Raw genomic sequence first — 21634 nt, forward strand, 5'->3', positions numbered from 1 at the left:
AAAAGGAGAGATCATGAAAAAGGTGTATTTTTACGCCACATGCTTAGGAAGTGCTGCTATGCAACAAAGCGTTTTAAATGCAATAAAACTTTTAAGGCGTGAAGGTATTGAAGTGATTTTTAAAAAAAATCAAACCTGTTGCGCTCAACCTTCTTTTAACTCAGGTTATTTCGATGAAAGTCGTGAGATTGCTTTATATAATGTGGATTTATTTGATAAAGATTACCCCATCGTTGTGCCAAGCGGATCTTGTGCGGGTATGATGAGTCATGACTATAAAGAACTTTTTAAAAACAAACCTGAATTTTCTAAAGTCAAAGATTTTAGCTCTAGAGTCATAGAACTTTCACAATACCTTGATGAAGTTTTAAAAGTAGATTATGAAGATAAAGGTGCACCTATAAAAGTAACTTGGCATTCTAATTGCCATGCTTTAAGAGTGCAAAAAAGCATACAAACGAGTAAAAATCTTATCAAAAAACTAAAAAATGTAGAATTAGTAGAACTTCAATACGAGGAAGAATGTTGTGGTTTTGGCGGAACTTTTTCAGTAAAAGAGCCTGAAATTTCAAATGCTATGGTAAGAAGTAAAATTAAAGATATACAAAATAGCGGTGCAAAATATCTCATCAGTGGCGATGGAGGTTGTCTTTTAAACATAGATGGCACAATGAAAAGAATGGGTTTAGATATAAAAGGCATACATTTATATGACTTTTTACTTAAACGCTTGGAAGGAGAAAGACTATGAGTCAAAAAATTCCTCACGAACAAATCGTTCAAATTAAACTCAATGACAAGCAAATGCAAGAAAATTTAATGACTGCCATGCATACTTTACAAAAAAATAGACTCAATGTTATTGATGCTAGATTTAAAGACTGGCAGGGTTTAAGAGCTAAAGCTAAACAAGCTAAAAACAATGCCTTAATGAGTTTAGAAGAAAGGCTTTTAGAATTTGAAAAAAATGCTACAAAAAATGGCATTAAAGTGCATTGGGCAAGTAGTGATGAAGATGCCTGTGAAATCGTCTATGAAATCATGAAAGAAAAAAATATTACCAAGCTTTTAAAAGGTAAATCTATGGCAAGCGAAGAAATAGGCCTAAATCACTACCTAGAAAAAAAAGGTTTAAAAGCTATAGAAACCGATCTTGGAGAGCTTATTTTACAGCTTAATGAAGAGCCTCCTTTACACATAGTTGTACCTGCCATACATAGAAACCGCCATGAAATCGGAGAAATTTTCAAAGAAAAATTAGGAGCAAATTTAGAAAACGATGAACCTGAAAGTTTAAATGCGGTAGCTAGAGAGCATTTAAGAAAAGATTTTGAAGGCTTAAAGCTTGGACTTAGTGGGGTCAATTTTGCCATGTCAAGAGAAGGAGCTTTTTGGCTTATAGAAAATGAAGGAAACGGTAGAATGTGCACTACAGCACCTGATATTCATATCGCACTTTGCGGCATAGAAAAAGTCATGGAAAGCTTTGAAGATGCGGCTACTATGGTTTCTTTACTCACTCCTTCAGCCACAGGACAATTTATACCAACTTATAACAATATCATCACAGGTCCTAGAAAAAATGGGGATTTAGATGGTCCTAAAGAAGTGCATGTGATTTTATTTGATCACAATCGCTCTAAAATGTTAGCTCATGAGGATTATTATGAGGCTTTGCGTTGTATTCGATGTGGGGCTTGTATGAATTTTTGCCCTGTTTATGATCAAATCGGCGGACATGCCTATCAAACCACTTATCCAGGACCTATAGGAGAAGTAATCAGTCCTAATATTTTTGGTATAGATCATACAGGAGATATTTTAAATTTCTGTTCACTTTGTGGGCGTTGTTCTGAAGTTTGTCCAGTGCAAATTCCTTTGGCTGATCTTATTCGCAAATTAAGATGTGATAAAATAGGACAAGGTAAAAATCCACCTTTAGGAGCAAATAATGTTCATCGCAATGCCTTAGAAGCCTTTGCTTTTAAACAATTTAAAAATATCGCAACCAATGGCAATAAATGGCGTTTTTCACTTTCAAAAGCACATTATTTCAACTGGACGGTACAAAATTTCGCAAGCGTTTTACCTGTGATTAAAAAATGGCACGCTTTTAAAGAATTACCTCAAATTAAAATGGATCTTTATAAAGAAGTGCAAAAACTAGAAGGAGTAAGCTATGAGTAAAATCGATGAAATTTCAAGCAAAAGTAAAGCAAGTATTTTAGAACATCTTAAAAAAGCTTACAAAGAAACAACGTTCACACGCATTGAAAGTATAGATCCTGTAGAACATATCCAAACCACCCAAGATATGCTTGCAGAAATGAAACAAAAAATGAATGATAACAAATACATCGTTGAAAATGCCACTAAAGATACCTTAGAAGAAAAAATCAATGAAATTATCGCAAAATATGACTTTAAAAGTATGATTTATGGGCTAGATTTAAATTTAAATTTAGAACAAATCAAAGCAGAAAAAAAGATTTGCTTTGATAAAGAAATCGAAAATTTAAGATCTGAGGTTTTTCATAGTGATTTTTCCATCATTCATGCAAGAGCAGGGGTAAGCTCTCACGGAGTTGCACTTGTACCTTCAAGCAAAACTCAACCTAGAATGCTAAGCCTTGCACCTAAACTTTGTATAGTGCTACTTAAAAAAGAAAATGTTGTTAAAAGTCTTAGCGAGGCTTTAAATTTAGTAAAAAAAGAAAATGAAATCTTACCTACTAATATCTTATTTATAGCAGGGCCTTCAAGAACAGCAGATATAGAACTTATCACTATTTTTGGTGTTCATGGGCCACAAATTGCACATATTATTATTTACTGATTCTATACTAGAATCAGTAAGTCTTAATTTTTAATATTAATTATATATATATTTTTTATATTATACAAATATAAATAAAATAAATAATTTTCAATTAATAATATTTTAATAAAATATAATATTTCACTCAAATATATGAAATTAATTTTAAATACAAAAATTAAAGAAGGTGCTTTTGGATAAACTAATTCCAACTTGGAATGAAAAATACAGTATTCATGACACAATGATTGACATTCAACACCAAAAACTTTTTGAACTTGCAGCAAAAATAGAAAATATGGTTTATAAATTTGTTCAAAGAGATGAGTTAAAAGAAATTTTAATAGAACTTTTTAACTATAATAAAAGAACATTTTAGCAACGAAGAAGATTATATGCAATAAATTCATTATCCTTGTTTAAATGAACACAAAATCATGTATAAAATATCATTCATGATATGTCTTATCTTATACAAAACATAAAAACCACTAATGATTTAAAAGAGAAGCTTTACACAGTTTCTAAAAAATTGCTTTTAGAACATATACTCTATGAAGATATGAAAGTTGAACAATACAGAAGATCTTCTTTAGCTTCTGAAGATGATGGAGGAGGTAAGCTTTGAAGAAGTCAAAGAAGAAAAAGATGATGGAAATGCAGTTTATCTTTATACATGTGAATGCGTAGGACAAATGCATGATGTACCTTTTGGAATTCATCAAAAATTCAACTTAAGGGTGTAAAATTTAAATGTAAAAAATGTAAAGAAGTCATACAGTTTTATAAAAAATATTCAGAAAATTTCTAATTAACTATTTATGCGTTAAAATAATAAATAAAGTATAAGTTAGAAAAAGAAGGAAATTTAATGGATAAAAAATAAAATATTTTATTTTGGATAAATTTGACTATTCCTATCCTATACTAACCAAAGATACAAAATGCTCATTTTGTGAAAATTTTTTCCCAATAGAATATAGCTCAAACTTAAAAACAATAGAAAAAGAATGTCCATTTTTCAATAATAAGATGGACATTAAACTTAAAGACTAAGCCTTAGTTTTACTTACAATATTAATAATATTTGAAGCCACTTCATCAGCAAGCTCTAAATGAGAAGTAAAGCCTACACAAGAACAATTAATCTCGCCTAAAACATATTTATCATTGCCCTTTTCATCAGTATCTAAAATAAAATCAGCCGTCCAAATCAATGGTAAGTCGTAATTGCCTAATCTTTCCCTTACCTTAGGAAGCTCGCCTAAAAACATATCCACCAAAGTTTTCCAATCTTCTGGCTTATCATAACGATATTTTGCCCCACTAAAAAGCGTAGCAGAAAAAGCATCGGCATCTTCGGCTGGTTTTTTATGTACTACATTTACAGGAGTGTTATAAAGCATTAAAAGTCTGATTTCACCTTCTTTAATGCGCGGTAAAAAAGTCATATCCACAAGCATACCATTATCACCTATGATATATTGCTCACAAAAATCCATAAATTCCCCAAGCTCTCTATGTTCTACATGATTATCCTTAGCTTCCGTACACTTGATTTTTGTGTTTAAAGGCAAACTATCTCCACTAACGCTACCCTCTACACTCACACGCCAAATTCCCTCTCCTGTAGAGCCACGATTTTGCTTTAAAACCCTTTCACCTTTAGCCAAACTTTTTGGAAAATTTTCTTTAAAAGTCTTAATATCATAGTAAGCATAAGTATCGCTTGGAACAAGATCAGTATCTGCTAATTTTGTAAGTGCATCTTTAGCACCATAACCTATCATAGCATCAGGATGAGGCATACCTACAAGCTTATCAGCACAAAGTTTTCTTAACATATCAAAATACTCATTTTCTTCTTTAAGATTACCAGGATTGATGCGAGAAACATAACCATCAAAATTTTCTTTCACATATTTGTAAATTTCATCTTTTTTACTCACTTCAAAAAAAATCACCTCAGCATTCCAACCCTTAGCTTTTAAGGCATTTACCATAGGTATAGTATCTTTTCTATAACCATCTTCACCTTTATCACTCCCACCTTTAACTTCAAAAAAAACAATATTTTTTTTCATTATTTTACTCCTTATCTAAAATATAAATAATTATTGCATAAAAATATTACAAAAATTAAATAAAAATATTTATATATTTTATCTAGCGTTTATAAAACTGCTATTAGTCTTATAAGCGATTTCGATTAAGCTTTTACTTATCAAGCTTGATACTTGTCCTTCTAGGCGGTTAAGAAATTTATCAATCTTATTTTCTTCTTTCCAAACGGGATTTGAAACATTAGCAAGTTTTTCAAGCTCCTTTTTAGCATTTTCATAATTACTAAGTTCATCTATAAGACCAAGCTCCTTAGCCTTGGCAGCTAAAAACACTCTTGCATTTGCCCATTGGTCTTTTTTGTTAAGATCTAATGCTCTTTCCTTAGCAACAAAACCTGTAAAAAGATCATAACTTTGATCAATTAAACCCTGTAAAAAATTTCTTTCATTCTCATTCCAAGCTCTTGCAAAAGTTCCAGCACTTTTAAATTCACCTGCTTGAATAGTTTGTTCTTTAATACCGAGTTTATTAGCCAATCCACTTAAATCAGCTCCTTGCATAATCACACCGATAGAGCCTATAAAACTTGCCGGATTGGCTAAAATTTTATTGGCTCCAACTCCTGCTAAATAACTTCCACTTGCCATAGTTCCGCTTGCATAGACAAGCACGGGCTTTTTAATTTTTAAATCCTTTATAGCTAGAGCTAGTTCCATACTAGGAGCAAAAGCTCCACCAGGAGAGTCTATAACAAAAAGCACTCCTTTGATATTGCTATCATTTTTAGTATTGATAATTTTTTCTAAAACCGCAGAGCTATCAAAAATTTCACCCTTTAAATCAATGCGTTCTAAATTTGCAAGATTGGAGCTTGAATTTGCACTAGGCATTAAAATCCATATAACAATCAACAATAAAACAAAGGTTTTAAAATAAGTATTGATAAATTTTATTCCACACCCTAAAGCCTTAAAAAATGATTTTAAAATTTGCATTCTTTTCCTTTTATAAATAATTTATCCACTTCCTTAGCATTTAAAATAAACTGCAAAGGAGCTTGCTTTTTATCACATTCTCCTAGCTCAAATACGCTAAAATCAGCAATTTTACCTTTTTTAAGCTCTCCTAAATTTAAATTTAAAGCCCTTGCAGGATAAAGTGTTACCATTTGCAAAAGCTTAGATGCTAACTCTAATAAATCAAAATTCTTATGTATAAGCAAATTCGCGCGCATTTCATCAAGTAAGGACAATGAAATATTTGAGCTAAGTCCATCGGTTCCTAAATGGATATTTAATCCACTTTTTAAAGCCGTTTTTAAATCTAAGCTTTTTTGACTTAAAAGACGATTTGAAAATGCACAATGTGTAATAGAATGTAAATTTTTATCTAACCATTCATATTCTTTTAGATAAACACAATGCGTAAAAAGAGTCCTTACTCCTTTAAAGAGTTTAGCAAAATCCTTTGGTGTATAAAGAGGCTTAGGATGAAGTGTGAAATTTTCAAGCCATTTTTTAAACCTCCCTTTAGACTCTCTAAGCCAGATATTTTCAGCCTTACTTTCTAAAAAATGCGTACTAACTAGTAAATTTTGCTTTTTAGCTAAATCAAGAGCAAAATGAGCCAAACTAGGATGAGTTGAATAAGGAGAATGAATCGAAATTGCTGGGATAAAAAAATCATTTTTAAATTTCGAAGAATTTTCAAATCTTTTTAAAAATTCTTGTTTTTTATCTTCAACTTGATTTTCATTTGTGCCTAGAATTTCATTAAAAAATACTACACGTATACCCTTTTGACTAGCCTTTAAACAAGGATCTAAATCACTCCCAAAACTTGAAATTTCACCTATGGTGCCTATGCCGCTTTTTTGCATTTTTTTAATGCTTTGAAGTATTAATTCTTCTTTGGCCTGCGCATTTAACATGGAACGAGAATTTATAACACTTTTAAGCCAAGTTAAAAATTCTCCAAAATGCAAAGTTGTTGAATTTGCACTAAATTCTAAGTGTGTGTGAGGATTTATAAAAGTAGGTAAAATAACCGAATTTTTAGGTGTTTTGATGATTTTAGCCTTAGGATATTTTTTTCTTAAATTATCCAATTTACCTAATTCTAAAATTTTATCTTCAAAAACAAAGGCTTGATTTTCTAGTATCGTAAAATCTTCATCACATAAAAAAAGATATCTTGCAGCAGCTATAAACACGATTTTCCTTTCAAAAATTACATTGTAGCAAAAATTTATTTTTAAAATGTTATAATATAAGGTTAAAAATAAATTTTTAAGGTTAAATCCATGAAAATAATGATTATCCAAGGCCCAAATGTTAATATGCTTGGCGTAAGAGAAGTGGGAATTTATGGTGCTATGAAAATGGAGCAAATTCATGAGCAAATGAAAATAGCTGCCACTCAAAGCAATGTAGAACTTGACTTTTTCCAAAGTAATTTTGAAGGTGAAATCGTAGACAAAATTCAAGAATGCCTTGGAACAGTTGATGGAATTATTATCAATGCAGCAGGCTATACTCATACTTCAATAGCTATTCGAGATGCTATTGCAGCGGTAGCTTTGCCTACAATTGAAGTGCATATTAGCAATGTTTATCGCAGAGAAGAATTTCGCCAAAAAAGTCTTATAGCGCCTGTATGCTCTGGAACTATTGTTGGTTTTGGTCCTTTTGGCTATCACTTGGCTTTAATGGGTGTAATTCAAATTTGCGAACAAATAAAAAATTTGCACGCAATGCAACAAGCACAACAAACAAATAAATAAATAATAATGCTAAAAATTCAAGGAGTAAAACACTTTGAAAAAAGTCGTTTTTTTCCTTTTTTTAGTCAAAATATACGATCTTTTAAATATTTAGCCCTTATAGGCTTAGGAAGCAATATAGAGCCCGAAAAAAAAAGATTTGATATGCTTTTTCGAGTAATGATGGATGATAAAAGATTTAAAATTTTATCCACATCTCCTATGTTGATAAATGAAGCCTTTGGTTTTAAAGAGCAAAAAGATTTTACCAATGCTGTTATGTTGATACAAACTAATTTGCATGCACGAGCACTTTTGAAAGTTTTACTTTATTATGAAGTAAAATTTAAACGCAAGAGAACTTTCAAAAACGCTCCTAGAACGCTTGATTTAGATCTTTTATACTTTTCACAAAAAGTCAAGCGTGATAAGTGGTGTGAGGTGCCTCATAAAGGGGTTAAAGAAAGAGTGAGTGTAATTTTGCCTTTAGGCATGATATAAGGAATATAATATGGGACAACTTATACATACTTTTACTGTTGAAGATACAGAACAAATTATACCCAAAGTAAAAGAAGATTACGGAGATAAAGCTTTAATTATAACAAATAAACAAATTCGTCCTAAAACCTTAAATCGCAATGCACTTTATGAGGTTATGGTAGCCATAGAAGAAAGCGACTATGAAGAACACTTAAAAAAACAAGGGAAATCTTTACCTGCAAAAAAAAGCTCGCCAAAACCATCTTCTACCTCTCTTGCAGAAGAAAAAATTAGATCTCAAATCCCTCAAGAAGATGAAGATGTAGTCTTGGATTTCTCAAATACTCGCTTAAATAGAAATTTAAACACTGTAAAAAACAATGACTTAACTAAAAAAACCTATCAAGATTTTCCACAAAACAAAATCAACCCTCATCAAAATAAGACTCTAGACTTTGATGATTTTAAAGAAAAGCTAAGTGAAGTTAGTAATGAAATTTCTAAAGTCACAAACACACCTTTAGAAAATTACACCCCTAATCCAAATTATAATAAAAAAATAGAAAATTTTGAAAAGCAATTTGAAAAACAAATCAACAAGCTTAACGATAAAATAGATCTTCTTGCAGATATGATGTGGGACGATAAAGCCGAAGCTAGAAAAAATCTTATGATACCTCCTGAATTTGCAAGTATTTACAAACAAGCTAAAGAAAGTGGAATGCTTGAAAATCATCTAGAAGCGATTATGAAAGCAACTATAGAAAATATGCCAGCTGCTATGAAAACCAACAAAGATGCGGTTCAAAGATATTTTCACTCACTTTTAAGAAATATCTTGCCTTGTCGTGTTGAAAGCGATATAAAAAAACAAAAAATCATGATGCTAGTAGGCCCAACAGGAGTCGGAAAAACAACAACCTTAGCTAAGTTAGCTTTTCGCTATGCTTATGGAGATAAGCGTTATAAAACAGGTATTATTACGCTTGATACTTATAGAATCGGTGCGGTTGAGCAACTTTTTCAGTATGCAAAAATGATGAAACTTCCTATTATTGATAGCATAGAACCAAAGGATTTAGATGAAGCGATAAAAAGCTTAAATAATTGCGAAGTAATTTTGGTTGATACTATAGGAAATTCACAATACGATCAAAGTAAACTTGCTAAAACTAAAGAATTTTTAATGCACTCAAATGCAGAAATTGATGTAAATTTAGTGGTTTCTGCAAACACCAAACATGAAGATTTAATGGAAATTTATAAAAATTTTTCATTCTTAAATATTGATACTTTGATTATTACTAAATTTGATGAAACAAAGGTTTTTGGAAATATCTTCTCTCTTATTTATGAAACAAATATTCCTCTAAGCTTTTTCTCTACAGGACAAGAAGTGCCAGATGATTTAGAAGTAGCCAATAGTGATTTTCTAGTTCATTGTATTTTAGAAGGGTTTAATAAAGGAAAAAATAATGAATAACCAAGCAAATAAACTTCGCAATCTCATGAGTCAAAATGGAACCAAAAAATCCCAAAATACTCATTTTATAGCTATTACAAGTGGAAAAGGTGGTGTTGGAAAAAGTACTATTAGCGCAAATCTAGCCAATGTTTTAGCAAATAATGGCTATAAAGTTGGGCTTTTTGATGCTGATATTGGCTTGGCAAATTTGGATGTCATTTTAAATGTGCGCATACAAAAAAATCTCTTGCATGTTTTACGCGGAGAATGTTCCTTGGAAGATATTTTAATAGAAGTTAAGCCAAATTTATGGCTCATCCCAGGCGAAAGTGGAGATGAGATTTTAAAATATAATGATAAAAATATTTACGAGAGATTTTTAAATCAAGCAAGTATTTTAGACGAGCTTGATTTTCTTATTATCGACACAGGTGCAGGTATTGGTGGAAATATTTTAAATTTTTTAGAAATGGCTGATGAAGTTATAGTAGTAACTGTTCCTGATCCTGCAGCAATCACTGATGCGTATGCAACCATAAAAACAACTTCTAAGACAAAAGAAAATTTACTAATGCTCTTTAATGTTGTAAAAAATGAAAATGAAGCTTTAAAAGTTTTTGAAAATATTAAAAAAGTTGCAGATGCAAACATTAAAAATCCTTTAAATTTAGAATTCTTAGGTCATTTAAGCGCTTCTAAAGATGTAAGTGGTAGTATTAAAAAAAGAACTTTATTTAGCGATGAAAACACAGCCTCAAGTGATGAGCTTAAAGCCCTAGCTTCCAAGCTTTTATATAGATTGGAACGGAAAGTGCTTGATAATGTTTCAAATCGTAGTTTTTCAAGTTTTTTTAGAAAAATTATTGAAAGATTTTAGCAATAAAGAGAAGAGATTATGAGGCCAGAAAATTACGTAGCATTTTTCACTGTTTGTGGATTTTTTATAGGACTTGCATTTAGCATTATTAGTATAGATGAAGCCTTTGATATACTGATTTTTACTTGTTTTATTACTTTTATGTTTTATGTTTTTGTTCATATTGCTATTATGAATTTTATAGATGTAAAGAAAATTAGTGGCAGAATCTTTAATAAACACGATTATGAAAAAACTAGCAATAATATTATCAATGATTTAGTTATTCGTGAAAAGAAAATGGATATAATTTTAGAAAAGCTCAATGAAGAAAGAGAAGAGCTAAAGAAAAATGAATCCAAAGAAAGACGAAGAAATGCTAAAAGAGCCGCCTAAAGCTTATGCACAAATGCTAAAGAAAGAGCAAGATGAGCTTGTGCTTTCTTACATGCCAGCTCTGCGTGCTATGGCTTTTAGACTAAAAGAACGCTTGCCTTCAAGCATAGATGTTAATGATCTTATTAGCATAGGCGTTGAAGAAATGATAAAGCTTTCACGCCGTTACGATAAAGAACAAAATGATAACTTCTGGGGTTTTGCAAGAAAAAGAGTTAATGGCTCTATGCTTGATTATCTTAGAAGTCTTGATGTAATGAGTCGCAATAATCGCAAAATTATTAAAGATATTGATGTAATCATGGATGAATATTTCCTTGAGCATGAATGCGAACCTGATGATGAATATCTAGCCAAAAAACTTGATTTAGATGTAGAAAAAATCAAAGAAGTAAGAACAGCTCATGCTATTAGCTATACCCTGCCCATCGATGAACAAATCGAACTTTACAACGAAGACAATACTTTAGAAAAAATTGAAAAAGAAGAACTTTTAGAAAAAATTCACGAAGTGCTAGATGATCTTAAAGAGCGCGATCAGTTAATCATTCAGCTTTATTATTATGAAGAATTAAGCCTAAAAGAAATCAGTGAAATTTTACAAATCAGTGAAAGCAGAATTTCACAAATTCACAAAAAACTCCTTAAAAAACTTAGAGAAAGGCTAGTGTAATGGCTGAGATACTTTCCCAAGAAGAAATTGATGCCCTACTTGAAGTTGTCGATGATAACACCGACACACCCATAGCCTCAAATTCAAAAGATGAAAAAGATGAAAGAAATATCGTTGTATACGATTTTAAGCGTCCAAACAGAGTTTCAAAAGAACAACTTAGGACGATTAAAGGCATACATGATAAATTGGCAAGAAATTTAGCCTCTCAAATTTCATCGATGATGAGAAGTATTGTTGAAACTAAACTTCATTCAGTCGATCAGATGACTTATGGAGAGTTTTTAATGTCTTTGCCAAGCCCAACAAGTTTTAACGTTTTTTCTATCAAACCTTTAGATGGAAACTGTGTTTTAGAAATCAATCCAAGCATAGCTTTTCCTATGATAGACAGGCTTTTAGGTGGTCAAGGCGATAGCTATGAAGCTTCGCGTGAGCTTACGGATATTGAGCTTAATTTGCTTGATTCTATTTTGCGTATCATTATGCAAAGACTTAAAGAAAGCTGGGCTACGGTAACTGAAATTTATCCTAGTATAGAAGCTAAAGAATCAAGTCCAAATGTTGTGCAAATCGTATCTCAAAATGAGATTGTTATCATGGTAGTAATGGAAATCATCATAGGAAATTCAAGCGGTATGGTAAATATCTGCTATCCTGTAGTGCATTTAGAAAGTATATTAAGCCGTTTGGCAAACCGCGATATTATGATGGGTGAAACCTCAGCTAAAAAATCACGTAACAAAGAACTTAAAACTTTAATCGGTCGTGCTGAAGTAGTATATGAGGCAATTTTAGGAAAAACCTTAATTAATGTTCATGAATTTTTAGAACTTAAACAAGGCGATATCTTAAGACTTGATAGAGAAGCAGATGATAAAGCCATAGTAAGCATCGATAAAAAAGATGTTTTCTTAGCACAAATTGGATTGCATCGTTTTAGAAAATCTATTAAAATTTTAGAACTCATACGCACAGATAAAGATGAAATCAAAGAAATTTTAGAAAAATACGAAGAAGAACGTAAAGCTAAAGCTAGTGTTTATGATGAGCCTGAAGAGGAGGATGAAGAAATATGATCAATGATTTTTTAAAAATGTTTACAAATGAATGCATCAGCACCATTGAAGGTTTAACAGGAAAAAGTGCTGAATTTAGCGAATATAAAGAATTTGATGTCAATGCAAGCGATACTTTAAAAGCACCTTTAGTGTATGCTATATTTGATATAGCAAATGGTGGAAAAATAGGAATTTTAGCTGGTGCTGTTTTAATGAGCGCTATTGGTGAGTGGATGATGGGTGAAGAAGAGATCACCAAAAACGATAAACTAGGTCCTGATGAAATGGATGCAGCCAAAGAAGCCATCCAAAACATTATTTCAGCATTTTCTACAACCTTAGGAGCTCAAAAAGACATTCCAAAAATGGATTTTAGTATAGAATCTTGTGAATTTGTGCCTGAAAGCGTAGATTTTAAAGATTTTAAAAAATTATTTTTATATGATGTAAAAATAGGCGATTTAGAAGAACAAGTTTCTTTAGCCATGGATCAAACACTCCATAACATCCTAAGCGGGAAACCTGCTGAAACAGGAAATGTAAGCACTGATTCTAATCACAATACTGAAGAAAAAACAATCATGCTTAGCGAAGAACTTAAAAATATCAATCTTATCATGGATGTACGCTTACCTGTGCGTGTGCGTATAGGCAATAAAAAAATGCTTTTAAAAGATGTTCTAACTATGGATATAGGTTCAGTTGTAGAGCTTAATCAACTTGCAAATGATCCGCTTGAAATTTTAATCGGAGATAAAAGAATTGCTTATGGTGAAGTAGTAATTGTCGATGGAAATTTTGGAGTGCAAATTACAGAAATTGGCACTAAAAAAGAAAGATTAGAGCAATTAAGATAAAATTACTCTATAAATTTAAAAAAATTAGCTATAATCATTTTTTATAGTTTTGCTAAAAAAAGGTATTTGATGGATACAAAAATCATAAAAGATGTTGAAAAATTTGAAAATATACCCGAACTAGAAAAGGCTGTTACTTTTTTTGGTTCAGCAAGACTTAAAGAAGATAATTTTTATTATCAGCAGGCTAAAATTTTGGCACAAAAATGTGCTCAAAATGGTTTTTGTGTAATAAGCGGTGGAGGAGGAGGCATTATGCGTGCAGCCAACGAAGGTGCTTTTTCACAAAAAAATAATACAAATTCAATGAGTTCTGTAGGGTTTAATATATTTTTACCTCACGAGCAAAAACTTAATGATTTTGTAGAATATAATATTACTTTTGAGAGCTTAGCCATACGCAAAATGGCTCTTATTGAAAAGAGTCTAGCTTTTGTAATCTTCCCGGGCGGCTTTGGAACACTTGATGAATTGTGTGAAATTCTTACATTAAAACAACTAGAATTTAAAAAAGATGTTCCTATTATTTTGTTTGGGAGTGAATTTTGGCGAGGTTTTGATGAGTTCGTCAGAAATTCTTTGCTCAAACTTGAAGTGATTTCTAAAGGAGATGAGTTAAAGTATAAAATCACTGACGACTTGAATTTTATAATTAATACTTTAAAGGAAATTTAATGAAAATTCTAGTCGCTATGAGCGGTGGAGTTGATAGTACAGTCACTGCTTATAAACTTAAAAATTTAGGTCATGAAGTTATAGGTTGTTATATGAAGCTTCATGGCAAACCAAATTACCACGAAGAAAATATCAAAAAAGTAGAAAAAGTTGCAAACTTTTTGCAAATTCCTTATCATATTTTAGACTTACAAGAAGATTTTAAAAACAAAGTTTATATGCCTTTTGTGGATACTTATAAAGAGGGTAAAACACCAAATCCTTGTGCTTTATGCAACCGTTTTATCAAACTTGGAAAACTTTTAGAATTTGCTAAAAGTTTAGGTTGTGAAAAACTTGCCACAGGGCATTATGCAAGACTTGAAAACAACTTAATAAAAACCGCAGTAGATGAAAGCAAGGATCAAAGCTATTTTTTGGCTAGTGCAGATAAAGAAGCTTTAAAATATCTTATTTTTCCGCTAGGTGAAATGAAAAAAGAAGATGTGAAAAAATTTGCTTCCACTATAGAGGTTTTAAAATCTTTTGCCACTCAAAAGGAAAGTTCTGAAATTTGCTTTGTTGAAGATACTTATGTGCAAGTTTTAGATCAGTTTATGGATACAAAAATTCCTGGAGAAGTATTAGATAGTAGCGGAAAAGTGGTAGGCAAACATGAGGGCTATATGCACTATACCATAGGCAAAAGAAGAGGCTTTGAAGTGCGTGGGGCACATGAGCCACATTTTGTTTTAAAAATCAATCCTAAGCAAAATCAAATCATCGTAGGAACCAAAGAAGAACTTAAAATCAGTGAATTTAAGCTAAAAAATATCAATCTTTTTATAGACACTAAAGAGCTTGATTGCGAAGTAAAAATCCGCTATCGTTCAAAATCTACACCTTGTAAGGTAGAAATTTATGAAGATAAAAGCGCAAAAATCACTCTAAAAGATCCTGTTTATGGACTTGCTAGCGGACAAATGGCAGTCTTTTATGATCATGATAAAGTCATAGCAAGCGGTTTTATAGAATAATTTCTAGGAATTAATTCCTAGAAATTATTAATAAAATCCTAAAATTTTCCACCAAATAAGTCCAACAGCTATCATCACTACTATATCAACTATGGAAATCACAAAACCTATACTCCACCATTTTTTAAGAGTTACATAGCCTGTTCCAAAAATAACAGGAGCTGTTCCTGTTGCATAGTGAGTTAATGCCATCATAACATTACCTGAAGCTATCATAATAAAAGCATAAAGAAGTGGTGGTGTTCCTAAGGCAAGCCCTGCGCTATAAAAAACAAAAAACATTGCTGATATATGAGCTGTAGTAGAAGCAAAGAAATAGTGCGTATATAAAAAAGCAAGGCTTAAAAATATCATAATAGAAATTTCCCCAAGTCCCATAGCAGAAGCAAATTCACCTAAAGCTTCAGCTAAAAACTGAGTAACACCAAGTTTGCCAAGCAAAGTTGCCATCATTACAAGAGCTGAAAACCATACTAAAGTATTCCAAGCAGCTTTTTCAGCCAAAACTTCCCCAAAAGTTAAAACTCCACTAATCAACACCAAAGACAACCCAAGCAAAGCCACGCTAGTCGCATCAAGAGAAATTCCAAAAAGCAAACCAAAAGTCCCAGCCCATAAAAGCAAAAGCAAGACAAAAACACTGAGCATGATTTTTTCACTATTTTTCATTTTTCCAAGCTCTTTTAATTTGTCTTTAGCAAAAGTGGAAGCATTAGGCGTGGATTTAATTTCTGGCGGAGAGAGAAAATAAAGCACCAAAGGCATCAAAAGCATAGCAGCTATACCAGGTAAAAACATCCCTAAAGCCCATTGCCCCCAAGTTAAATGCACTTCTAAATTTGTAGCTTGTGCTATAAGATCAACCACCAAAGGATTTGGAGCTGTAGCTGTAATAAACATAGCTGATGAAATAGGGTTGGCTTGATAATTTACCAAAGAAAGATAAGTACCTATTTTATTTTGCGTTCCATCTTCAGGAGTGGATTTAAAACTTCTTGCAATAGCTTGAACTATAGGATTTATGATAGCCCCTGCTCTTGCAGTATTTGAAGGAGTAACTGGAGCTAAAATGGTTTCACAAAAAGCTATAGAATAAGCAATACCTAAGGTTTTTTTACCAAAAATACTGATAAAATGATAAGCTAAACGCTCTCCAAGTCCTGTTTTAATAACTCCACGAGCCACAATAATAGAAATCACTATAAGCCAAATAAGAGAATTTGAAAAACCACTTAAAGCATCTTTTATACCTGTTTTAGATTTTAAATTTGATATAGCAGTATTTACTTTTTCATCTATACTCTTTTGAGATAAAAAATCAAGTGCTAAAGTATTTAAAGCTGAAATTTTAGTCTCATCAATAAGTTGTTGCGTAGAAGTTTTTGAAGTAGCCTTGGTGTAAATTTTACTTAGATTTTCAATCTGGTAATTTACATCTGTGCTTGATTTTAAAATTTCATCAACTTTTGCTTTTAAATTTCTACTTATATTAGCATTGATTAAAGCCTGCAAAATAGAGGCTTCAACTGCCTCATCCATAGTTGTTTTATAGATATTAGAATTATCTCTTAAAACAATTCCCTCAAGAGTTTTTATATGTGTAGCACGCACAGAACTTTGGGTAGTGGTAATGCCACTAAGAGCTATTATGGCAATAGCTATCATACAAACAGCCCCCAAAGGCATTACTTGCAAAATCACTGCCATAATCACAGCAATAAAAAGCCCAAGAAAATGCCAAGAATTATCTTCCAAACCTACAGGAGTAGGCATAAGCCAAAACACAGCTGCAATTAAAATACACAGCACCAACAAGGGAATTTTACTTCTGTTCATTATTTATCCTTTGATATTGGTAATGTAATTTACAATGCTTAAATTTTAATTAACTAATATTTTAATAAATCTTAAAATTACAATTTTTAAATAAATTTTTAATTTATTGTTACAAACATACATAATTTTTTACGTTATAAAGAAGCTAGTCTAATTGAAAAATAAATAGGGAATTTTAAATGAAGAAAACCCTTCCCCAGATAACTGCGGCACACACTAAAATCAAGTGCTCTGCTGTGTTCCCACCCTGAAGCTGTGCCTAAAAATAGCATTGCACAGGTCTAAGAAAAGGCAAAAAGATTATATCATAACATACTTAAAAAGCGTTGAGTTATAAAAATTAAATATAAAAATGTATACATATGTAACAAATTTATTATATTTTGTATAAATTTTTAAATTTAATTTGCAAAATTATTCCTTTTTCAAGGAAATACGATTATATAGTAGATAATTATATAAATTTTTAAGGAAAAATCATGAAAGTCAAATGGAATAAAGATTTTAGCATTAAAAACATACAATTAGACAAACAACACGAACTAATTTTTGAGATTGCTGAAATTGCAAACGATTTAGCTTTAAAAATTCAAGATAATGATGTGCAACACAAAAATGATTTAAAACAAATTCTTACAAAGTTATTCCAATATGTAAAAATTCATTTCAAAGATGAAGAAAAATTTATGGAAAGCATTGATTTTCCTTTGATTGAAGAACATAGAAAATCTCATCAAATATTATTAAAAAAGACTAAAGAACTTTTAGAACATTCAAGTGATATTGTTAAAATGTCGCAAGAACTTTCAACATTAACCAAAGATTGGATTTTAGATCATTTTGCTATCGAAGATTTATGGATATCTAATTTCACACAAAAAGCTCTACATCTTCAGGAGATTCATTATAATCTAGAGCAATACATAAAATTAAAATCAATTAGGCAAGATTTAAAGACTGAAAAAACCTATGATTATATTTGCAACTGTTATTTACGTACTCATGCAGTTCCACAAACCATACACGAAGAACTTGTTAACAAAGAAAATACTTTAAAATGTGAAAAATGTGGGCAAATTTTAGTGCATTTAGATCATATTGATTTAAATCAAAATTATGAAATATTAAATCACATCCTCGAAAATATGGGAGTGTAACGATGGGCTATAAAATAAAAACTTTAGAAACTTTCAATCCTTTTGAAAGTTTAAAATATGAACAAGCCAGTACAGATCAAATTCTTGATTTTAGAATTATAGATTTCAAACTTCTGTGTTCTAATATAAAACCAACAAAAACAAAAACTTATGAAAGAAAAGATTTTGACTTGTTTTATGCAGATGATTTTTTTGTAAAAAACTACGATACCATAGTGCAAAAATTTCTTATAGAAATTTATCCAAAAACACAAAAAAACTGTTTCGTAGTTAAGCTTAAATCTAATCCTAGTTTAACTTATCTTAAGGCCAATATTAATTTTTTGGATAATTTTAAATACTATCCAAATTTAAAATTTGATATTTTACAAAATATTTATAAAGTAATGATCAAACAAAAATTTTTAATCTTAAGACTTAATAAAAATTTATTTGACAAGATTGATGATTTTATCTTATCGATACAAAAAAATCCATCTATTAAAGAAATAGAGCTTGAAATTGCCAAAGGTGTAGATAAGATTGAACACAAAAGCGATGAAGTTATCTATCATCGAGATATTGAAGAAACATGTTTTGATGAAAATACTAACTATGACGAAGGAGGCTACTGTAAACCTGTTCAAAAAGATGAACTGCTTTTTGAATACATTTATAGAATTCTTGGCAAAGAAGGTAGAAATTTAAGAGGAGAAATCCTTCATTTAAATCCAATAGCTTTTTTTGATAATCCTTTTATCATAAAAGATGAAAGTATTTACACAGAAGAATTAGAAGATAGGATTAAATACTTTAGTGCAAATTATGGGTTTTTAAATAAAGGTTGTTCAGGATATAGCGTTACAAATGATTTAAAATTATCACAAGTAGGGCTTAAAACAACCGGTTCAATCAAAACAAATATCGATGAAAATATAAACTTAGAAATCACTTATTTTGATATAAGCGATGATGCTGTTAAATCAGGCATTGTAAATGTTCAAGCTTCAGATATAAAAGTAAATGGAAGCATTGGGGCGACAAAACTTTACGGAAAAAATATTAGCATCAAAGGCCTAACTCACGCAAAAAGCGAAATTTTTGCACAAGATATTTTTATTACAACACACAAAGGAACTTTGCAAGCTGATACTGTGTATATAAAAAATTTAGAAAACGGGATAGTTATAGCCAAAAATGTATTTGTTGAAAATTGCATGGGTGGAAAAATAGAAGCAGAAAATATCTATATTTGCAATTTATTAGCAGATAATATCTTATATCCTAAAAAAAATCTAATCATAACAAATGATATAAAATTTAAAAATAATATTGTAATTTCTCCACTAGATTTTATTAACAATAAATCAAACTCAGAAACTGAAAATCTTACAAATTTAAGACTTAAAACAAAGAGTAAACTTGATAATATCATAAGTCAAATGCAAAATTACTATGATTATCTAATCAAAAATCAAATCAAGATTATCAAAATTCAAAAAGCTGAAAAACTTAATACTATAGACATGAAATTTTCAAATCTTTATCATGATATCATAAAAAAATACAATCATCTTAGCATATCGTATAAAAAACTTATAAAATTAAAATATCATATTGACGCAAAGCTAAATTTTTTAGATGAAATGGTTTATAATGTAAAAATATACATAAAATCTGAAAATATCGGAGAGGATAATTTTTTAAAATTTTACCCTAAAACAAATACCGACCTTGAACTAAAACATCATATAAATTTAAAAGATTATGAAAAGGTTTTATATCTTGAAAAAGGACAACAAGCAAGCTATATTAAATCAAGTCATGATTATAGTGAAAGCGATATAGAAGAAATTAAAATTATTTTTGAAAAACTAGAAAAAGATAATTCCTAAAAATTATCTTTTCATATTAATAGCTTTTTGTATCATTTGATCGCTTGTGGTAATGCTTTTTGAGCTTGCATCAAAGGCTTTTTGAGTTACTATAAGATTTGAAAGCTCTATGCTTAAATCAACATTTGATTGTTCTAAGAATCCGCCTTTAAATTTGGCTGTATTAACAATTTGACCATCTTTCATAATAAAACTTGCATCACCACTATTAGCTGTTGCAGCAAAGATATTATCACCCATAGCAGCCAATCCTTGCTCATTGATAAAATTATATAAAGCAAGCTTTCCAACTATAGCATTTTTACCATTGCTAAATTGCGCTACAATACTTCCATCATCAGATATATCATATTGTTTAAAAAATCCTTCGGCTACACCATCTTGCTGTGTAACTACATTTTTTTCAACGCCTTCTTTAATATAAATCCCACTATAACCCGAACCAGGTTTATTAGCATCATAAGGAGAGCCTAAATCAATATTAATTGTTCCGCCATTTGGGTTTGCAATGCTTGTAATATTGTTTTGAAGCAAAGCACCATTTTTATCAAAAACCATATTTCCTTCAGTTGGATTGCTTACGGCATTGCCATTAGAATCATAAATTTGGGCAATGGCTTTATATTGTATATTATCGCCTTCTTGCGGCAAAACCCTTTCAAGCGTAACCCTTAAAGTACTTTTACTTCCATCTGCATTATAAATAGGGGATTCTAAAATATCTTTATTGGCTTTTTGTTGTTCTGTTGAAATTTGAGCTGTATCAAGCTTAATACTATTTTCATCCAAACCCTTTAAATCAAGCTCATTGCTTTTAAAATTAAGATTTTCATCTAAAGTTGCTTCAAAGCTTTTTTTTACGCCATTATCGTCAGTGAAATTTAAAATGATCCTATCACCCACTTTAGCACTAAACACATCTTCTTTGCTAACACTACCGCTAACTACATATTTTCCATCTTCGGTTTTTGTAATATTAAATTTACCAGGATCAAGATCTACTTTGACCACTTCTGTTGTTGTGTTAGTATTTAAACTTCCACTCCATTTTACATTGTGAGTTACTTGAGGAGGTAAATACATATTCACAGGTACTTTAATAGCCCCTTGAGAAGCGGTTGTGCCTATACCGAAAGAATTATTTGAATTTACGGTAAAACCATTATTTACCGGAGCTCCTGTGTTAAGATAATCCCCCATAAGCCCCGCAACCCTATCGCTATAGTTGATACCGGTAAAAGCAGGGTTCATTGTTCCTAAAACAAAATTTCCATAAGAATCTACCAAATATCCATTTGCATCTCTTTTAAACGATCCATTTCTAGTATAGTAAGCATTACCATCCGCTCCCAAAACCCCAAAAAATCCTTTTCCTTGTAAAGCCACATCAAATTCGCTATCGCTTGCTACAAGAGAACCTTGTTCAAAAACCACATTAGAAGAAGCTGATCCTGAGCCATATCCACCTTGAGCAGGATTAGTTGATTGAGTAGTTATGGTGCTATAAAAAATATCTTTAAATTGAGCATCAGAATACTTAAAACCTGTAGTATTAACATTAGCTATATTATTTGCATAAATATCAATACCAAAACTATTTGTTTTAACTCCAGAAATTCCATTATAAAATGAATTCATCATG

General features: G+C 30.8%; 20 protein-coding genes, 1 other RNA gene and 1 pseudogene. 16 read left to right on the forward strand and 6 right to left on the reverse strand.

What is annotated here, in order from left to right:
• Nucleotides 1–10 precede the first annotated feature (10 nt).
• The 4 genes and pseudogenes from AJN60_RS02280 to AJN60_RS09925 all read left to right on the forward strand — a co-directional run bounded on the left by AJN60_RS02280 (nt 11) and on the right by AJN60_RS09925 (nt 3629).
• Nucleotides 11–751 (forward strand): (Fe-S)-binding protein, encoded by a 741-nt coding sequence (locus AJN60_RS02280; RefSeq protein WP_079396804.1) that lies wholly within the window; start codon nt 11–13, stop codon nt 749–751.
• Nucleotides 748–2187, forward strand: coding sequence for a LutB/LldF family L-lactate oxidation iron-sulfur protein (locus AJN60_RS02285; RefSeq protein ID WP_070285799.1), 1440 nt, complete (start codon nt 748–750; stop codon nt 2185–2187). Before AJN60_RS02280 ends, AJN60_RS02285 begins: the two co-directional genes overlap by 4 nt.
• A complete protein-coding gene (locus AJN60_RS02290) occupies nt 2180–2836 on the forward strand; it encodes a LutC/YkgG family protein (protein ID WP_002932947.1) in 657 nt (218 codons plus the stop codon). Before AJN60_RS02285 ends, AJN60_RS02290 begins: the two co-directional genes overlap by 8 nt.
• Nucleotides 2837–3011: 175 nt before the next feature.
• A pseudogene (locus tag AJN60_RS09925) lies at nt 3012–3629 on the forward strand (bacteriohemerythrin).
• Between the two features lie 241 nt (nt 3630–3870).
• On the opposite strand, the gene AJN60_RS02305 reads toward AJN60_RS09925, so the two are convergent.
• From AJN60_RS02305 to mqnF, 3 genes are all read right to left on the reverse strand, one after another.
• On the reverse strand, nt 3871–4902 hold the full coding sequence (locus AJN60_RS02305) for a Cj0069 family protein (RefSeq protein ID WP_002933934.1): 1032 nt from the start codon (nt 4900–4902) through the stop codon (nt 3871–3873).
• A gap of 78 nt (nt 4903–4980) precedes the next feature.
• Nucleotides 4981–5877 (reverse strand): signal peptide peptidase SppA, encoded by an 897-nt coding sequence (gene sppA / locus AJN60_RS02310; protein WP_044779857.1) that lies wholly within the window; start codon nt 5875–5877, stop codon nt 4981–4983.
• A complete protein-coding gene (gene mqnF, locus AJN60_RS02315) occupies nt 5865–7094 on the reverse strand; it encodes an aminofutalosine deaminase family hydrolase (protein ID WP_044779858.1) in 1230 nt (409 codons plus the stop codon). Before mqnF ends, sppA begins: the two co-directional genes overlap by 13 nt.
• A gap of 90 nt (nt 7095–7184) precedes the next feature.
• Between mqnF and aroQ the strand changes: the two genes are divergently transcribed.
• The 10 genes from aroQ to mnmA all read left to right on the forward strand — a co-directional run bounded on the left by aroQ (nt 7185) and on the right by mnmA (nt 15125).
• Nucleotides 7185–7664 carry a type II 3-dehydroquinate dehydratase gene (gene aroQ / locus AJN60_RS02320; protein ID WP_002860905.1) on the forward strand — a complete coding sequence of 160 codons (480 nt, stop codon included), beginning with the start codon at nt 7185–7187 and terminating at the stop codon, nt 7662–7664.
• 6 nt (nt 7665–7670) lie between these two features.
• A complete protein-coding gene (gene folK / locus AJN60_RS02325) occupies nt 7671–8144 on the forward strand; it encodes a 2-amino-4-hydroxy-6-hydroxymethyldihydropteridine diphosphokinase (RefSeq protein ID WP_002859755.1) in 474 nt (157 codons plus the stop codon).
• A gap of 10 nt (nt 8145–8154) precedes the next feature.
• Nucleotides 8155–9609, forward strand: a complete 1455-nt coding sequence (gene flhF / locus AJN60_RS02330) for a flagellar biosynthesis protein FlhF (protein WP_070285801.1) — start codon at nt 8155–8157, stop codon at nt 9607–9609.
• The gene (gene flhG, locus AJN60_RS02335; RefSeq protein WP_002854691.1) at nt 9602–10468 is read left to right on the forward strand and encodes a flagella biosynthesis ATPase FlhG; all 867 of its coding nucleotides are present in this window, start codon (nt 9602–9604) and stop codon (nt 10466–10468) included. The genes flhF and flhG overlap by 8 nt, the downstream gene beginning before the upstream one ends.
• An 18-nt stretch (nt 10469–10486) precedes the next feature.
• Nucleotides 10487–10843 carry a hypothetical protein gene (locus AJN60_RS02340; protein ID WP_002854547.1) on the forward strand — a complete coding sequence of 119 codons (357 nt, stop codon included), beginning with the start codon at nt 10487–10489 and terminating at the stop codon, nt 10841–10843.
• On the forward strand, nt 10824–11516 hold the full coding sequence (locus tag AJN60_RS02345) for an RNA polymerase sigma factor FliA (protein ID WP_070210402.1): 693 nt from the start codon (nt 10824–10826) through the stop codon (nt 11514–11516). Before AJN60_RS02340 ends, AJN60_RS02345 begins: the two co-directional genes overlap by 20 nt.
• Nucleotides 11516–12595, forward strand: coding sequence for a flagellar motor switch protein FliM (fliM, locus tag AJN60_RS02350; protein ID WP_002851710.1), 1080 nt, complete (start codon nt 11516–11518; stop codon nt 12593–12595). Before AJN60_RS02345 ends, fliM begins: the two co-directional genes overlap by 1 nt.
• Nucleotides 12592–13434, forward strand: a complete 843-nt coding sequence (gene fliY, locus AJN60_RS02355; RefSeq protein ID WP_070285802.1) for a flagellar motor switch protein FliY — start codon at nt 12592–12594, stop codon at nt 13432–13434. The genes fliM and fliY overlap by 4 nt, the downstream gene beginning before the upstream one ends.
• A 69-nt stretch (nt 13435–13503) precedes the next feature.
• The gene (locus AJN60_RS02360; RefSeq protein ID WP_070210675.1) at nt 13504–14109 is read left to right on the forward strand and encodes a TIGR00730 family Rossman fold protein; all 606 of its coding nucleotides are present in this window, start codon (nt 13504–13506) and stop codon (nt 14107–14109) included.
• Nucleotides 14109–15125 carry a tRNA 2-thiouridine(34) synthase MnmA gene (mnmA, locus tag AJN60_RS02365; RefSeq protein WP_002870919.1) on the forward strand — a complete coding sequence of 339 codons (1017 nt, stop codon included), beginning with the start codon at nt 14109–14111 and terminating at the stop codon, nt 15123–15125. The genes AJN60_RS02360 and mnmA overlap by 1 nt, the downstream gene beginning before the upstream one ends.
• 27 nt (nt 15126–15152) lie before the next feature.
• Here the strand turns inward: mnmA and AJN60_RS02370 are convergent, their stop codons facing one another.
• Together AJN60_RS02370 and ffs are read right to left on the reverse strand one after the other, a co-directional pair.
• A complete protein-coding gene (locus tag AJN60_RS02370) occupies nt 15153–16961 on the reverse strand; it encodes a DASS family sodium-coupled anion symporter (protein ID WP_002881186.1) in 1809 nt (602 codons plus the stop codon).
• A gap of 190 nt (nt 16962–17151) precedes the next feature.
• An RNA gene (gene ffs / locus AJN60_RS02375) (signal recognition particle sRNA small type) lies at nt 17152–17249 on the reverse strand.
• A 191-nt stretch (nt 17250–17440) separates the two neighbouring features.
• Here ffs and AJN60_RS02380 point away from each other — a divergent pair.
• Together AJN60_RS02380 and AJN60_RS02385 are read left to right on the forward strand one after the other, a co-directional pair.
• Nucleotides 17441–18118, forward strand: coding sequence for a hemerythrin family protein (locus tag AJN60_RS02380; RefSeq protein WP_070285803.1), 678 nt, complete (start codon nt 17441–17443; stop codon nt 18116–18118).
• 2 nt (nt 18119–18120) lie between these two features.
• On the forward strand, nt 18121–19992 hold the full coding sequence (locus AJN60_RS02385) for a flagellar assembly protein A (protein ID WP_070285804.1): 1872 nt from the start codon (nt 18121–18123) through the stop codon (nt 19990–19992).
• A gap of 3 nt (nt 19993–19995) precedes the next feature.
• Here AJN60_RS02385 and AJN60_RS02390 read toward each other — a convergent pair whose 3' ends face one another.
• Nucleotides 19996–21633 (reverse strand): flagellar hook-basal body complex protein, encoded by a 1638-nt coding sequence (locus tag AJN60_RS02390; protein WP_070285805.1) that lies wholly within the window; start codon nt 21631–21633, stop codon nt 19996–19998.
• Between the last annotated feature and the right edge of the window lies 1 nt (nt 21634).

Source organism: Campylobacter sp. BCW_4323, from assembly GCF_001763115.1.
Lineage (GTDB): Bacteria > Campylobacterota > Campylobacteria > Campylobacterales > Campylobacteraceae > Campylobacter_D > Campylobacter_D jejuni.